We start from the raw sequence: 16,210 nt of genomic DNA on the forward strand, positions 1-16,210 counted from the left end.
GGCCTCGACGAATTTCGGGTCTCCATGGACGGCGCGACCCGTGAAACGTACGACAAGATCCGTGGCGTAGATCAGTTCGACCGGGTCGTCGAAAACGTGACGCATCTCATGGATCAGCAACGGAAGCTCGAGCGGCAGACGCCCCGCGTCTCCCTCTGGTTTACCGGCATGAAGGCCAATCTTGATGAGCTTCCGGCCTTTGTCCGCCTGGCCGCTCGCGTGGGGGTCCCAGAAGTCTACGTCCAGCGCCTTGTCTTCAACAACCTGGGGATGGCCGTGGCCGAGCAGTCGCTGCACCACACGCTGCAAGAGCGGGAACAACGCTTGATCGAGGAGGCGGAAGGGCTGGCCCGCGAATTCGGGATGGCGTTCAAGGCCTCAGGCCTGACGACACCGATGGCCAGTCTCCAGGGCACAGAGCTCGCCAGTCGTCCCTGGTCCGGCTGCCAGCGACCATGGACACTCAGCTACGTGACCGCGAATGGCAACGTCCTGCCCTGCTGCATTGCCCCATTCTCGGCCAAGAACTATCGCGGGGCCCTTCTAGGCAATGCCTTTACCGAGGATTTTTCACGCATCTGGAACGGAGAACTGTATCAGCAGTTTCGAGAAACCTTTGAAAGCGATGTCCCTCCCGATGCCTGCCGGGGATGCGGACTCCTGTGGAGCATTTAAGGAGGACACCATGGGGTTTGGATTGATACGGGGCGGTCCCCCGATTTCCGTTGCACTCTTTCGGATGACGTTCGGTATCCTCTGGCTCGATTTGGCCTTGCAAAAGGCCCCGTGGGTCATCAACGACGGGCATCGCTTCGGGTGGCTCTACGGTTTTATCTGGACAGAGATCAAGAATCCCACGTTCGAATTCTATAAGAACTTCCTCCATGACGTCGTCCTGCCCAATTTCAACACCTTCGGCTATATGACCTTTTTTACCGAGATGTTCTTTGGGATCTCGCTCCTCCTGGGATGCTTTACAGTTCTTGGGGGGATTGGTGGGGCCCTGTTCCAGGTCAACATTATGTTAGGCGCATACTCGGTGCCCAACGAATGGTACTGGGTGTGGCCGCTCTTGATCTTCCCGCAGCTGGTCTTTGCGCACACCCGGGCGGGACGCACCGTGGGAATAGATCGGCTGCTTTACGACCGGCTTGCTGGCGAGGCCGAGCCAACGGGGATCAGAAAACTGCTCCTCTGGCTTGTCTAAGGGGGTGTCGATGGGCTGGAGGAGTCGCTCCTTCCTTTTGCTCGCCGGGGTGGGGATTATATCGACGCTCCTTTACCTCGCAAACTTCCGACTAGCGCCCTTCCTGCAATATCTCGGCATGATCGACCCAAAACGGGGAGCGCTTGCCGCGTATCCTTCTCTGTCTTTTTCTCTTTTCGCCCTGTACGGGGTTGCGCTCTTGGCTGTCCTCAGAAAGCGGTCCGGACCTTCCCTGCTCGGCCTGATCCTAGGAATTGCCCTACTTTTCCGGGTCGCCCTGCTTGTTTCCCCCGTCGTCCTCTCAAGCGACATTTACCGCTATGTCTGGGACGGTCGGGTCCAGATGGCCGGGATCAGCCCGTATCTGTACCCCCCCTCAGCTCAAGAGCTCACTGCGCTTCGAGATGAACAGATCTTTCCCCACATCAATCGACCAGAGGCTCGCACCATCTATCCTCCGGGCGCCCAAATGTTCTTCGCACTGAACACCATACTTTTCCCCGACAGTATCACTGCCTTGAAAGCAATCATGATGCTGTTCGACATCGGTACAATCCTTTTGATCCTGACTCTCCTGAAAAAAACAGGGTTCCGTTCGGATCGGGTGCTGCTGTACGCGTGGTCACCCCTGGTGCTTTTTGAGCTCGCCGGAAGCGGCCATCTCGAGGTGGTGATGCTCCCCTTTGTTCTGCTCGCCATCCTGGCGAGAATGAGCGGAAAGCCGGGCCTCGCTGGAGTGACGCTCGGCATGGCCACTTTGATCAAACTGTATCCGGCGGCCCTGCTCCCCGCTCTGTACCAGAGGGGTGACAGGCGGTTCCCGCTTGCCTTTGGGGCCACTATCCTCCTCGGGTACCTGCCCTATTTCTACGGCGCCGGCGGGAAGGTGTTGGGTTTTCTTCCTGCCTACTTCGGCCGCTGGGAGGATTTCAACGTCGGTCTCCGGTATTTCCTTACTTTGGCCCTGACTCCACTCACCGCCTCTCCCCGCCTCGTTGCGATGCTCTGCGTCACCGCTCTTCTTGGTGCGATAGCCCTCTACCTTGTACGAAAAGGGGAAGGACAAGACTTTCCCTGGCGCGCATACGTGATGGTGAGTGCCTACCTTCTCCTGCTGCCGACGAGTTTTCATCCGTGGTACCTGATCTGGATCCTCCCCTTCCTTTGCCTCTACCCCTCGTGGGGCTGGCTGTACCTCAGTGGGGCCATTACGCTCTCTTACCTGAAATACGTCCAGGAAACTGGAATCCTTCCCCTCGGGATTCGGCTGTTGGAGTTCCTCCCCCTCTACGTGCTGCTTGGGTTGGAGACCTTCCGACATCGTTACTCGGAAACGCGTTCCGACGAGGTCATGACGTTCATGATGGAGAAATCGCCATGATACCTTCGAGCATCCTCCTCGTGCTTTTGCTTCTCGTCTACTTTGTCTCGCTCTTTTTTCTCTTCCTCTATGGGATCAATTGCTACGTCATGATCTTTCTCCACCGCCGCGCGAAAGCGCAGATGCTGCGACAAGACGAAGAGGTCTGGAAGGGATGGCAGGCTGCGGACCACCAACTCCCATGGGTCACGGTGCAACTGCCGATCTACAACGAGCGATACGTCATCCAGCGATTGATCGAAGCCGTGGTGCTCTTGGACTATCCGAGGGACCTACTCGAGATTCAGGTTTTGGACGACTCTACCGATGAGACGACGGCCATCGCCGCCCCGCTCATCGAGCACTATCGGCGAGCCGGCTTCGATATCACACTCCTCCATCGTACCCAAAGGACCGGATACAAGGCCGGAGCGCTCAGGGAAGGACTCGGGGTCAGCCGGGGAGAGTTCATTGTCATTTTTGACGCCGACTTCATTCCCAACCCGGATTTTCTGATGAAAACCCTCCCCTTCTTTCAGGATCCCGCGATCGCCCTGGTCCAGGTCCGTTGGGGACATATCAACCGCGACTACTCTCTCCTCACCATGGCCCAGAGCTTCGGGATCGACGGCCACTTCTACGTGGAGCAGGCAGCCCGCTGTTGGTCGGGCCTCTTCATGAACTTCAATGGCACCGCCGGGATCTGGCGGCGAAAGGCCATCGACGACGCCGGGGGTTGGCAAGCGGACACCCTGACAGAGGACCTGGATCTGAGCTACCGGGCGCAGCTCAAGGGGTGGCGGATGAAATTCTTGCCGCAGGTCGTTTGTCCGGCCGAGGTCCCGGTGCAGATGACCGCCGTCAAAAGTCAACAGCACCGATGGGCCAAGGGCTCGATTCAGACCGCCATCAAAATCATTCCACAGATTCTGAAGGCTGATCTCCCCCTGTTTACCAAGTATCAAGCGATCTTCCACCTCACGAACTACATGGTCCATCCTCTCATGCTGGTCGTGGCCATGAGCTCGCCACTGCTGCTCTGGTTTGAGGGATTCTTCTCACTCCGGGAGCATCTCTTTGCGGCGGCAGCCTTCTTTTCGATCGCGACATTTGGGCCTTCCAGCATGTACCTGTATGCGCAAAAGCATTTGTATCCCGACTGGAAGCAACGGCTCCGGTACTTTCCGTCCCTGTTGATCTTCGGGACCGGAATCGCCCTGAACAATACCAAGGCTGTCCTGGAGGCCTTCTTCAACGTGGACGGAGCATTCGTGCGAACCCCGAAATTCCGCATCGAAAAAGGGTCCGACACCTGGGTGGGCAAGCGATATCGCCCCCCCATACCTTGGTTGAGCTTCCTCGAGGGCCTCCTCGCGCTATACTGCATCTACGGCGTATCTCTATTTATCCAGCGGGCCCGGCTCGTCGATCCCTTCCTTCTCCTCTACAGTATGGGATTCGCTACTGTGGCCTTGTATAGTCTCTGGGAGGCCCTCCGGAGTGCCACAAAACGCCCAGAAAGCATCAGCGAAGCCCCGGCAGAGCCTCAGCCCGTCACGGCGTCAGTCGTCTCAGCGAAAGGGAGACCGATGGCATGAACCGACCGCACTGGGGAGTCGTAGGGAGAACAGCCCTCGGGGCACTCAGCGTCTGTCTACTCGGGATGCTCTTGTATCTCGGAGAGGGTTTCCGTCCCGCCACCGTTGCCGGGCAGGCAAGCCAAGCCCTGGCCGACTCTCCCTGGCCGAAGTACCGGGGTGATAAGGAGCACACCGGCCGAAGCGCTCATAGCGGACCCGCGTCGAACCGGGTGAGGTGGATTTTCTCGACCGGCAAGCGGGACAAGGAAGGGGGGATCGAGACGGATCCGGTGATCGGTCCGGACGGCACGGTCTACTTCGGGGCGAACAACGGGATCCTTTATGCGCTCGACCCTGAGAACGGGGATATCCGTTGGGCCTTCCCGACTCGTTTTGACATCTTTGCAATTTACTCTTCTCCTTTCGTCGACCGAGACGGGATCGTCTATTTTGGCGCCAAGGACGGAACCGTGTACGCTCTGAGGGCACCGCCCAAGGGGATCATGGGAGAGGTGGTGTGGTCCTTTAACATCGGAACCACAATTCAGACCTCGCCGACCTTCACCCCTGATGGGACCCTCGTCATCGGTGCCGACGACTGGGCTTATTACGGGATCACGCCACCCCAAGGCACCTCCGGTCCGCGGGTGAAGTGGCGGTTTCAGACGCAAGGGACCCTCATCACCTCTCCCGCGGTAGACGCCGATGGGACCGTTTATGTGGCTTCAATGGATGGGAATGTCTACGCCCTCGAGCCGCCCAAGGACGCGGGACAGCCGGTTAAGGTTCGGTGGACGTTCAGCTCGGGGGCGCGGGATGCCGAAGGGGGATTCGAGAACGCCCCAGCCATCGACGACAAGGGAACACTATATATCGCTGGAAACAACGGGATCCTGTATGCGCTTGATTCGAAGACGGGAGAGGAGAAATGGACCTTCGATGCGGTGGCGCAGGCTGGTTACCGGACGTTTGCGATCTTCTCTTCGGCCGCCATCGGGTCAGAGCAAACCATTTATTTTGGGGGAAAGAACGGCGTCCTGTATGCCATCCGCGAGAGCAGAGGCTTCTTCTCGAGTGGTGCACAAATTCTTTGGCGGTACAATTTGGGGCCGGGCATTCAGACCTCTCCCCTGCTTGCGGTCGACGGGACGATCTATCTCGGCGATGAGAAAGGGACCTTCCATGCGGTTCGGCCCCCCGAATCAGGCGAGTGGTCAACCCCTCTGTGGAAGTTCGCCACGAAGGGGATCTTGATCTCTTCCGCCGCCCTCGCAGCTGACGGGACCCTCTATACCGCCTCGATGGACGGAAACGCATACGCCTTTCACGACACAAAAAAGGGGAAATCTTCCCAAGGGCCCCTATCAGGCACGTGGTACGGTACCTACAGCGATTCCGGCAGCATGGGACGAATCACCCTCGTGCTCGTGCAGAGAGGCGAGGAAATTCAAGGGGTCTGGAGGGTAGAGGGGGGTTCCCGAGGCTCTCTGGAAGGAAAGGCGGAAGCGGGAGGGGGAAGCTTTGCCCTCCGTCCATTGTCGGAAAAATGTCCGGGAAGTGGCGAAGGCACCATCAGGATCGACGGCACAAAGCTCCGTGGCGAGTACCGTGGCCAGGATTGCCGGGGGAAGATCGACGATGGCAAATTCGAAGTACAGCGGTAATCGCCTATGGGTTCGCCTACTCAGCGTGAGGGAAGCGACCCTCTGATGGCTGCGCCACAGACCACTCCCCTTCCGCTCGGCGGACGCGTCCTGGCACGTCCCTCAACGTCGCTGGCCCCTCGCATCATGATCCTGGGGGGCGGCTTCGCAGGTGTCACTACCGCCCTAGCGCTAGCCAAGCAGACCGCCGGGGTCTTGCCTGTCCACATCACCCTCGTGAGCGAGCATAATTTCTTTTTATTCACTCCCATGCTGGCCGAGGCTGCCACCGGAGCCGTCGAGACCCGCCACGTCCTGTATCCCATCCGACCCCTCTGTGGGAAATGGGGTGTCGAGTTCGGAGAGATGTCGGTAGAGGCCGTCGATCTCGACCGGCATCGAGTCATCGTCCGTCATCGTCGGTCCACAGTCCGCCAGCGAGTACACTATGACAAGCTCGTGCTCGCCCTCGGCGCAACTCCCAATGTGGACATGGCGCCCGGGGCTGTAGAACACGCCCTGCCTTTCAAGGAGGCAGGGGATGCGATGCGCATTCGCAATCGGGTGATTAACCTCTTTGAAACGACCGCCTTGACCGATGATCCATGGGTCCAGCGGCAACGCCTCACGTTCGTCGTGGTGGGAGCCGGGCACGCGGGGACCGAACTGATGGCCGCCCTGGAGGAGCTGACACGAGGAATTCTCCTCCCCCACTACCCTTCCATTCGGCCCGAAAGCGTCCGCCTCGTCTTGGTCGGAAGCACTGTCCTTCCCCAGACAGCGACGAACCTTGCGGCGTATGCCCAGGAGCAATTGTTTGCCCGAGGGATCGAGCACGAGAAGACACGGGCTGCCGCCGTATCACAGGAAGGATTACACCTCAAGGATGGGCGCATCATCACGAGCCAGTGTGTCATTTGGACTGCCGGAACCCGGGTGAGCCCTGTGGTGGCCGCCCTTCCCCTGCCCAAGGCGCGGGATGACCGCTTGAAGGTAAACGAGTTCTTCGAGGTCGAGGGGACGCGTGACGTGTACGCTCTGGGGGATAATGCTGCCCAGATCGACCAGCATACCGGGGCTCCTTACGTGGCGACAGCGCAGGTTGCCGTTCGCCAGGCACGCGCGCTCGCCGAGGTGATGGTCGCAGAGCTTACTGGCGGGAAGAAGAAACCTTTCGGGTTCCGGGTACTTGGAGAGATGGTACCTCTCAGTCGGCGGACCGCCGTCGCCGATCTGAGTGGGGTCAAGCTCGTCGGCTTTCCGGCCTGGTTTATCTGGAAAACCATCTACATGCTAAAGCTCCCCACCCTTGCGGCCCGTGTGCGGGTAGTTCTGGACTGGACGGTCGAGCTCTTCTTCGAGCGGGACGTGTCAGAGCTGAGGGTAGAGCAAGAATAAGAGACCTGACATGAATGAAGGCACCATCGGGAAACCCGTGAAGACTCGGCTGCCGGTCTGGCGACGACTAGGGGTGCGCCTCGGGGCCAGCTTTCTTCTGGTCACTGCCGTCGGCATCTTCCTGAGCGGCCTGCTTCAGTACAGGTCGCAGGAGCAGGTGCTACGCAGGGCGATTGGGATCTTCCTGCTGAATGTTGCCCGAACAGGCGCCCTGCTGGTGGACGGAGACCTGCACGATCAAGTGGTGAAGGAAGGAAGCAGGGACACTGCGGCCTATGAAACGATCAGGTCCCACCTGCATGATATCCAGCAAACGAATGAGCTGAGGAATCCGGTCTACACTCTCTACGACGTTAAGGGGGACCGAGCCCACTTCGCCATCATCAGTATGGGAGAGGAGCCGTTCGGGAAAGAGTATTTGCTGGCCCCGGAGATCCAGCCAATCCTTGACCGGGTGATGAAGGAGGGAACCGCAGCGTTTACAGGCATCTACACGAACGAGCACGGGACCTGGTTCACTGCATTTGCCCCGATCCGGAATGCGGCGGGAAAAACCGTGGCCGCTCTCGATGTGGACTTTCGGGCCGGCGCAGTCTACCTCGAGCGGCTGAAGGACATTCGGCGCGAGCTCTACCTCCATGCTCTGGCCGGCGCCACGCTGGCCCTGGTGGCTGGGGTTCTCCTGGCCGGGCAAATCACCCGCCCCGTGGGACAGCTGTCGAGGATGGCCCGGCGGGTCGTTGAAGGAGACTTGACCACGCCCGAACGCATTACCTCTCAAGACGAGATCGGCCTACTCGGCAACGTGCTCCACCTCATGGTCGAGCGCGTCCACGTTTCCCACCGGAACGTGGTGGATGTCCTGGTCCGGGTGTTACAGGCACAAGGCAGAGAGACCGGGTCGCTTTCACAATTGGCCGGCGCGGCGCTGGCCTTGGGAGATCACCTCGACCTCTCCCCAACCCAGCGCGAGGCGTTAGAGCTCGGCGCGCTGCTTCACGATATCGGTGAGATCCGCGTCCCTGATGCAGTGCTGGAAAAGGCTGGTCCATTGACGCCCGAGGAGCGGGGACTCGTCCAGCAGCATCCTGCGTGGGGCGCGGAGATCCTCGAGACGGTGCCCGTGCTCACGCCGGCCCTCGACGTCGTGGGGGCGCACCACGAGCGGTACGACGGGAGCGGCTATCCACAAGGGCTGCGCGGAGAAGACATCCCCCTCACGGCCCGGATCTTCGCCGTCGTGGACGCACTGGACGCCATGACTCACGACCGACCATACCGGCGCGCCCGCCCGGTGCCCGAGGCCCTGGAGGAGCTGCGCCAGGTGTCGGGAAAGCAGTTTGATCCGCGGGTCGTTGATGCGGCCCTGAAAATCCCGTCAGAGCGTTGGGAGGAGCTGTTAGTTCGCCAAGTGAGCACTGACTGACTCAGGGGTGACCCACATGGCGCCCGTGAGTGCTAATTGCCGTGTGCGGCCACAATGATCAGGGATCTTCTCATCACTATTCGGCATCGTCCCTCACCAACAGCCCCCCGCACATTGGGGCTACTCTCCCTCATCCCTTGGCTCCAGTTGTTCGGCGCGCTGTTGGCTTTCGTACTCATCGCTTTCTTTACCGCGACGCAAAGCGACCTCTCGAACTATATCTCCCCGGGAGAAAGTCCGTTCTTTCAGTGGATCAGGATCCACATCACCAAGTTACTCTGGCTTGGGCTTGCGTACCTCGTGCTTACCTCCATGCTGCAGTACTTGGCAATGCGTGGCGCTCGCGAGGACTTTCCCCTTGCCCTGACGGCTTTCGTGGGTCTGGAATTGTGCGCGGTTGGCATGCTCGCGTACGCGCTCGTCCACCGGTGGGACGGGCTGTTGGGCTGGGGACACACATTGCTGCAAGCATCTCTGATCCTCCAAGCATATCTGATGGTCTGGCGCCTCCGCGAACCAGCACCAAAACGACCCAATCACCTTCTGGAGTTCCGGGACACAGGCGGTGCGGTATTTCTCCCGTCGCTTTTCTTCTTCGCTGCTCTCCCCGTGTTCGTCGATCCCTCCTGGCAGCACATGCAGCAATACACGCAGTTCGATTCCAGCCTTGAGACCATCCTGAGTCGACTTTTCCCGGCAGTAATATCAGGTGTGACCGGCGTGTGGTTCGGGATCGGGACCTTAGTGTTGTTAGCCGGGGTGCGGTTTTTCTCGAGGAGACTGGATGTCTACCCGCGCTTGCAAAGCTGGGTTTTCTTTTTGCCATTCTTCGCCATCGCTGCACTCTATGTTGCAGTATGTCTGACGTCACTGACGTATGCGATCGCGTGGGAGCTCGGTGCGCTCCGCCTCGACAGCGCCCTATTGCCCCTGTTCATTCTTCTGGCTGGAGGCGGAGGAGCCGTGAGTTACGCCGCCTTTCAACGAATTGCCCCCCTTGCTCCCCGAAATAGCGGACACAGCCTGATCGGAATGATTGCCCTCTCCATGGGAGCTGCACTGTTATTCCCGGTCACGTGGCTCCTAACCCGCCGCGGGTGCGGTCGATGGGCCTGGCGGCTTGTGCTGGCCTCTTCGCTGTTGGCACCTCTGGTATTGGGGTACCTGGTGGTGTACGGTGATCTTTTTCATCCCTGGTACACGGTGTTTTCCTACCTAAAAGGCGCCATGTTGAAGATCGCCGCCGTGATCGCGGCGGGAATCCAGGTCTTAATCTTTGAAGAGCTTCGCGTACCTGACTCAGTCCGCCAGACTGAAACAAAGAGGCGGTGGGTTGTGATTGCTGCCACCGTTGCCGTAGGGTTCCTTCCGTTCGCTGCGCTTGAGCAATACCGGGAAATCAAGGCCTCCATGTTAGAGTCCAACGAGTTCAGTATCGTCGATGCGACCTATGCGAGAGCGTTGTCCGACCTCGTGGGAGCAGAAAGTTGGGCCCGCCTGGGGCAGGATCCAAAGCCCAACCACCATCAAGAACCTTGGCCCCTCCCCTGGACCTTAAAAAAAACCGGTCCCTCTCTCCTTCCTGAGGATTTCAATCTCATCGTGATTGTCGTGGATGCGCTCCGCGGGGATGCCTTTCACTCCGCCGGGTATCATCGGAATCTTACTCCTTTTTTGGACCAGTGGGCCAACGAAGAAGCCATTGCTTTCCGCCGAGCCTATAGTCAGGGAGGCGGAACGTTCGCTGCCTTTCCCTTCTTGGTTGCTGGAAGAAGCCGTTTTACCATGTATGGGCCACATCTGCAGCACAAGAATCTCTTTTTCAAGATCGCACAAGCCGAGGGCATACAAAAGATAATGGTGGTGAAGGAGTTCGGACCTCGGGCGATATTTCCCCCAGATTATCCGGTCATCGAATTGCGTGGATCACGGCCCGCCAGTGATCAACACTCGGTTCCTGCCGACGAAGTGTTCGGCTGGGCCCAAGATGCCATTACGAAGCATGTCAAGGGGGAACGGTTCCTTGCCTTTCTCCACCTGATGGATGTGCATAATGATCTGTGGAAGAAAGCAGATGGCATAGACTTTGGCAACAGCCTGAGGGACCTCTACGACAACAACCTTTCGTATGTGGACAGGGCATTTCGCAGGTTCGTCGTGTGGTTGAAACGCCATGACATTTACGATCGAACCGTCATCTTGCTGACCTCTGACCATGGTGAGCAGTTCTGGGAACATGGAGCAAGCCTTCACGGCCACACCGTGTACGAAGAGGAGATTCGCATCCCCCTGATCCTGCTGGTGCACGGCATTCGAGGGCAGGTGGATGTTCCGGTGGTCGCCGCAGATATAGCGCCCACCTTGGCTGAGCTGGCGGGCTACGCAGTCCATCCGCCATACAACGATCCCCACATGGGGATCTCCCTTGTTCCTCTCCTGCTCGGAAAGGAACAGGACCGGTATCTCCACAGGGATATCGTTGGAAGGGCGTCCTTCAAGCGCCGATACTTCCTATACCGGACTTGGGAATGGAAATTGGTCTACTCTGCCGAATTCGATCTTTTGCAGCTGTTCAATACAGTCAAAGACCCCATGGAGAGAAGTAATCTGCTCCAAGAGGAACCGGAGCTGGCGACTGAGCTGGAAAGGGAATTGCTGGGATATCTCGAAAAAGTGGAGGGAAAATCCTATCGGACGCTCCTCTCGAACATGTGGTGACACCGTCACCTACACCCTCTGGAAAATGGCGACCGCTCTCATGACTGTTGCGCTTGTCGGATGTTTGCCGAGTCGCGAGGTCCCCCGCGTCACAACGGTTCATGTCGGCCAGTGGCCCAATGACGTGGTTTTTGACCCAGGCTCTCAGCGGGTCTTTGTCGCCAATGAGGGAAGTGCTACCATTACCGTCCTCCGATCGGATGGGCAGAAGGTCGGGACGATCGTGCTGACCACGAGGGCGCGACATCTGGCGGTAGACCCCGGGCTTGGTCATCTGTATGCACCGAACGAAGGCAGCGCATTTGTGGCAGCTTTTGGTACGCGGGATTTGGAGCAGCGCTTCCGCGTTGCCGTCAGGCAACGGCCCCATGGGATTGCAGTCGATCCCTCATCCCATCGGGTCTTTGTCGGCAATGAAGGCGAGGAAAGCCTCACGGCCTTTGATGGCCGGACGGGACAGGTTCTCTTTACGGTCCCGGTGGGACCGGGGCCCGGGGGTGTCGCCGCGGATCCTGTAACGGGACGGGTCTTCGTGGTGAGCGTGAAAACCGATCGGGTCATTGTGGTCGATGGGGAAAAGGGTCGCCGACTCGGTGAGATCCCGGTCGGTCGTGGTCCTACTCATCTCGGTGTTAACGGGGAGACCGGCCTCGTGTACGTCCTGAATACAGAGGCCAACAGTGTTACCGTTTTTGATGGTCGAACGATGGGCCTTCTTACTACCCTCCCCGTCGGCAACTACCCCATCGGTATCGCCCTTGATGAGAAGGCGGGGAGGGTCTATATAGTAAACAACCGAGCGAATACCCTTTCCATTGTGAATGAAGCGTCATTGGAGGTGCTCGGAACGAGCCGGATCCCGCAGAACGTCTCGAACATAACACTCAACTCCTCTGAAGGGCTTCTGTACCTCTCGCTGAAGAGCGACAATCAGGTTGCCCTCATCCGAGTCCGCGACCCCTGATGCAAAACGATGCAATGATGCAATTCGCGGTATCGATCATGGCAAAGACACCACGGGCAGGCGAGGTGAAGACGAGGCTCTGTCCTCCCCTCTCTACCAAAGAAGCGGCTGAGTTGTACCGCTGTTTCCTGCTCGACAAGATTGAACAGGTGAGGACGCTCACCAAGGCGAGTCCCGCCATCGCCTACACGCCTGACGAAGGAAGGCCCTTCTTTGAAGAGTTCGCGCCGGGCTTTGTCTTGCTCCCCCAACGAGGCGCCGATTTGGGGTTCAGGCTGGCAAACAACTTCGATCAGCTTCTTGGAAGGGGATATCGGGCGGCACTCGCCATCGATAGCGACACACCCACGCTCCCCACTCATTTTTTGGAGGAGGCCCTCGATCTCATTGCGACACCAACGATCGACCTTGTGCTGGGCCCGAGCGACGATGGCGGCTACTACCTGATTGGCTTACGCAAACTTCACCGGGAACTGTTTGAGGAAATGGCCTGGAGCACTGCCGATGTCATGCCAGAGACCATCCGGCGGGCCGAGGCCATGGGGGTGAATGTGGCTACTCTTCCACTCTGGTTCGACGTTGACATCCCTGACGATCTGGAGCGATTGAAGGCGTCGCTCAAGAGTGCGGAGGGGGACGTGGCCCGGCATACCCGGGGATTTTTCAAGGAGCGCGCAGAATGAAGAAACCGCCAGAGATCCCGTGGAAGACTCTCTCTACCAAACTCATCTACAGCAATAAATGGCTCTCGCTCCGAGAAGACGTCGCAGAGCTGCCCGATGGACGCACGACCATCTATGGCGTGGTCACATGCGGCCATTGTGTCGGTATCCTCCCCTTCCTCGATCCCGACACGGTGCTGCTGATCCAGCAGTACCGCTACGTGGCCCAACGGGTAACATGGGAGATGCCCACCGGAGGAGCCCACCCCGGGGAGTCGACCGAGGAGGCGGCCCAACGCGAACTCGCTGAAGAGATTGGCTACCGGGCTGGCCGGCTGATCCCGGTGAGCACCTACCACACGAGCAAGAGCGTCATGGACGAGACGGCCCACCTCTTCCTCGCGGAAGAGTTGGTCAAACTCGAGCGGCCGCCCCGCGACGAGACGGAGTTCATCGAGGTCCGCCCCTTTCCCTTTCGCGAGGTTCTGCAAATGGTCCTTGCCGGCGAGATCGTGGATGGCATGACCGTTATCGCCGTCCTTCTCGCCGCCCGCAGGAAAACCTGTTGATTCCACGCAAAAGGGATTCCCGAACGCACAAAAAACTTGACCCCTTCGCCCCAGCACAGAACATCTAGCCCTCGCTTACCTGCACCCGCTCCATCCGATCGCCCTGCCGAATTGCGTCCACGACCTCTTGCCCCTTCACTACCTTCCCGAACACTGTGTGCTTCCCATTCAAGTGTGGCTGCGACGAAAGCGTAATGAAGAACTGGCTCCCGTTCGTGTTCGGGCCAGCGTTCGCCATCGCGATCACTCCCCCCTCGTGGTTCAGTGGATTCCCCTCTACTTCATCTTCAAACGTGTAGCCAGGACCACCTCGACCTGTACCCGTAGGATCCCCCCCCTGAATCATGAAATCGCTGATCACGCGGTGAAACGATACGCCATCGTAGAACCCCTCGCGGGCGAGGAAAACGAAGTTGTTGACCGTTTTCGGTGCATGTTGCGGAGAGAGTTCCACCTCAATGCTGCCCTTGTTGGTCTCGATCATTGCTCGATACGTCTTGTTTGGATCAATCTGCATTCCAGGTTGAGTACCCCACTGCTTCGTAGCCATAGATGATCCTCCTTAACAAGAGCGCTCAATAACTTTGACAAACTTTCAAGAAGAAAATGGGGTCAGACCCCATTTTTCACGGTCCCCTTCGCCGCGACCAGCCCTCCTCTTCAACCCTTGCGCTGTCTAAGTGAAAATAGGGCGACAGCGTCATCAGCCGCGGGTCGTCGACCGGACCGCCAACGGTAAAGTGGTACAGGCTCTGAAAGCGATCTCCACGCAGGCTGAGCAAGTTATGAAAGGCGTCGTCGAAGTAACATCCGATCCCAGTGCCGCGGACACCGGCGGCCTCTGCTTCTAGGTACAGCACCTGACCCAGCAGGCCGGATTCCCAAAACAGTTTTCGATACCACCATGCACCTGTTCCACGGATGCTTTCGGCGAATTCGGCAATCATACCGAGGCTGAAGGCGCCGGCGCCGGCAATCTCCTGATGGCAGCTCACCATCTCTGCCTGCTCGCGGAAGTTTCCCTCGACCAGTCTGAACAGTGGCAGGGACTCCGGGCAGCCCTCCGGACGTTTCCAGAGGAAGTCGGCACGGAGGGCAGACCGTAGGCACTCGTGGACCGTCGGACTTCGCTCAAAGAGGTACAGACCTGACGGTAAACCCTGGACCCGGTGCACAAAGATACCGCAATGGAGATGCGGCGGCCAAGGCCAGACGTCCCAGGGCGGCACTCCGGGCCGTGGCAGCAGCCGGTCAAGTATGGCATAAAATGTCTCGGCCGAGATCGAGGTGATGCCGTCGAGAGCAAGACAGCTGCGGCGCTGCTTGATAAGCTGAACAGCGTTGATTTGCGAAGAGACAAGCGGGCGAGCTGGCCACGCCGTGAACTTGTCTACCATAACCGCGTCACCACGTCTCCGTGTCCCCAGGGCTTTGTCCTCCTGCCAGGTCGCCTCGGCGGCAGCATCAATGGCTGGCCAGTGGACATGAGCGGGGCTGAGTGAGTTGGCCCGGCCCGCCCAAGCACTAGCATGGAGCACATCCCGCAGCTTCGCAATGTCAACCCCCTCTGATTCCTCACCTTTCCCGGGAGGATGGGAAGGGCCGATGAGCAGCAGGGCGTCGGGATGTTCGCGGTCCTCCTCGGCAATGGCCGAGAAGCTCTCTGGCTGGGCCAGCCCCAGCATGGCGGCAATGTCCGTGTCGGAAACATCTGCTATCAGCCTGGCCGACCATCCCAGCGGCGCGGCCGCATATCGCACGGTGGCGATGGCATGGCCGGCATCGTGCTGGCAGTAGCGAAAGGCGCGCTCGCCGTACTTCCAGGCCTCGCGCCAATGAATCGAAGACAGGCCCACGAGAAAGGAAGCTGGCGGGAGCGGCCCCGCGAGCTGCTGCGCCGCTCGACCTTCCAGAAAGCAGCGCCGCTCCAGGCAGTGGTCCCGGCTGACGTAGTGATAGACACCGGCATTCAGGCCCGGCATCTCCGGAAGGATTGCATAGCCTTCCGTGGGGTGAAGGTTGCCGCTGGACGGGTTGCAACGCAAGGCCCAGCGACTACCCTTGTACTGCTTCCAGGCCGACAGTCCCAGGGCCAGCTCGAACAGTATAGCCACGCTGTTCCGTTCCAGCGGCATGGGAGGGACGGCGCCGGGAAAATAAAGGTCGGGATAGGCCGCGTCGAGCCGGTCAGCTAGAAGAGGAAGTTCGACCCTTTCCGCGCCAACGAAGGTGCGAAAGGGATCAGGCTGAGTGGCCCAGTCCAGATATCCCAGCGACGCGGCGTACTGGTGCAAGTGATGCTTGGTGCGGCGATGGTAGGCCAGCACGGCTTCGACCGAGTGATGTTCCTTTGTCATATTCCGAGCTCGCCCAGGAAGAAGAAAATGGGGTCAGACCCCATTTTTAGACATATCAGAACTCATTCCCTTTTGCCTTCAAAAAGTTTTTTGTATTCTCCATACCCTTCTTTTCCTAAATCCTCTTTTGGAATGAAACGAAGGGCAGCAGAGTTTATACAATACCGAAGGCCTGTCGGCGGGGGACCGTCAGGGAACAAATGCCCTACATGAGAATCAGCATGTTTACTTCTCAGTTCTGTCCTTACCATAAAAAAGTTTCGATCTTCTTTTTCTACAATATTTTCAGGTTCAAGTGGTTTAGTAAAACTTGGCCACCCTGTTCT

The 16,210-nt window shown here is 58.7% G+C and carries 14 protein-coding genes; 11 read left to right on the forward strand and 3 right to left on the reverse strand.

Features of this window, described 5'->3' with window-relative positions:
• The 11 genes from O6929_13410 to O6929_13460 form a co-directional block, all read left to right on the forward strand.
• On the forward strand, positions 1 to 675 hold a 675-nt coding region (locus O6929_13410; GenBank protein MCZ6481375.1), incomplete at its 5' end, for a radical SAM protein.
• 10 nt (positions 676 to 685) lie between these two features.
• A complete protein-coding gene (locus O6929_13415) occupies positions 686 to 1,207 on the forward strand; it encodes a DoxX family membrane protein (GenBank protein MCZ6481376.1) in 522 nt (173 codons plus the stop codon).
• A gap of 10 nt (positions 1,208 to 1,217) precedes the next feature.
• The gene (locus O6929_13420) at positions 1,218 to 2,588 is read left to right on the forward strand and encodes a glycosyltransferase family 87 protein (protein MCZ6481377.1); all 1,371 of its coding nucleotides are present in this window, start codon (positions 1,218 to 1,220) and stop codon (positions 2,586 to 2,588) included.
• Positions 2,585 to 4,165, forward strand: a complete 1,581-nt coding sequence (locus tag O6929_13425) for a glycosyltransferase family 2 protein (GenBank protein MCZ6481378.1) — start codon at positions 2,585 to 2,587, stop codon at positions 4,163 to 4,165. Before O6929_13420 ends, O6929_13425 begins: the two co-directional genes overlap by 4 nt.
• Positions 4,162 to 5,811, forward strand: coding sequence for a PQQ-binding-like beta-propeller repeat protein (locus tag O6929_13430; GenBank protein ID MCZ6481379.1), 1,650 nt, complete (start codon positions 4,162 to 4,164; stop codon positions 5,809 to 5,811). Before O6929_13425 ends, O6929_13430 begins: the two co-directional genes overlap by 4 nt.
• Positions 5,812 to 5,856: 45 nt before the next feature.
• Entirely contained in the window at positions 5,857 to 7,188 is a 1,332-nt protein-coding gene (locus tag O6929_13435) for an NAD(P)/FAD-dependent oxidoreductase (protein ID MCZ6481380.1), read from the forward strand.
• 10 nt (positions 7,189 to 7,198) lie between these two features.
• Positions 7,199 to 8,614, forward strand: a complete 1,416-nt coding sequence (locus O6929_13440) for an HD domain-containing protein (protein MCZ6481381.1) — start codon at positions 7,199 to 7,201, stop codon at positions 8,612 to 8,614.
• A 54-nt stretch (positions 8,615 to 8,668) separates the two neighbouring features.
• Positions 8,669 to 11,332 (forward strand): sulfatase-like hydrolase/transferase, encoded by a 2,664-nt coding sequence (locus O6929_13445; GenBank protein ID MCZ6481382.1) that lies wholly within the window; start codon positions 8,669 to 8,671, stop codon positions 11,330 to 11,332.
• Between the two features lie 25 nt (positions 11,333 to 11,357).
• The gene (locus O6929_13450; protein ID MCZ6481383.1) at positions 11,358 to 12,296 is read left to right on the forward strand and encodes a YncE family protein; all 939 of its coding nucleotides are present in this window, start codon (positions 11,358 to 11,360) and stop codon (positions 12,294 to 12,296) included.
• Positions 12,297 to 12,334: 38 nt separating this feature from the next.
• Positions 12,335 to 12,979: a TIGR04282 family arsenosugar biosynthesis glycosyltransferase gene (locus O6929_13455; GenBank protein MCZ6481384.1), complete on the forward strand. Its 645-nt coding sequence runs from the start codon at positions 12,335 to 12,337 to the stop codon at positions 12,977 to 12,979.
• Positions 12,976 to 13,527, forward strand: coding sequence for an NUDIX hydrolase (locus O6929_13460; protein MCZ6481385.1), 552 nt, complete (start codon positions 12,976 to 12,978; stop codon positions 13,525 to 13,527). The genes O6929_13455 and O6929_13460 overlap by 4 nt, the downstream gene beginning before the upstream one ends.
• A gap of 64 nt (positions 13,528 to 13,591) precedes the next feature.
• On the opposite strand, the gene O6929_13465 is transcribed toward O6929_13460, so the two are convergent.
• The 3 genes from O6929_13465 to O6929_13475 form a co-directional block, all read right to left on the reverse strand.
• Positions 13,592 to 14,077, reverse strand: coding sequence for a peptidylprolyl isomerase (locus O6929_13465; protein ID MCZ6481386.1), 486 nt, complete (start codon positions 14,075 to 14,077; stop codon positions 13,592 to 13,594).
• 76 nt (positions 14,078 to 14,153) lie between these two features.
• A complete protein-coding gene (locus tag O6929_13470; GenBank protein ID MCZ6481387.1) occupies positions 14,154 to 15,884 on the reverse strand; it encodes a SagB/ThcOx family dehydrogenase in 1,731 nt (576 codons plus the stop codon).
• A 62-nt stretch (positions 15,885 to 15,946) separates the two neighbouring features.
• The coding region (locus tag O6929_13475; protein ID MCZ6481388.1) for a peptide-methionine (R)-S-oxide reductase at positions 15,947 to 16,210 on the reverse strand (264 nt) is incomplete at its 5' end.

The organism is Candidatus Methylomirabilota bacterium (assembly GCA_027293415.1).
Classification (GTDB): Bacteria; Methylomirabilota; Methylomirabilia; order Methylomirabilales; family CSP1-5; genus CSP1-5.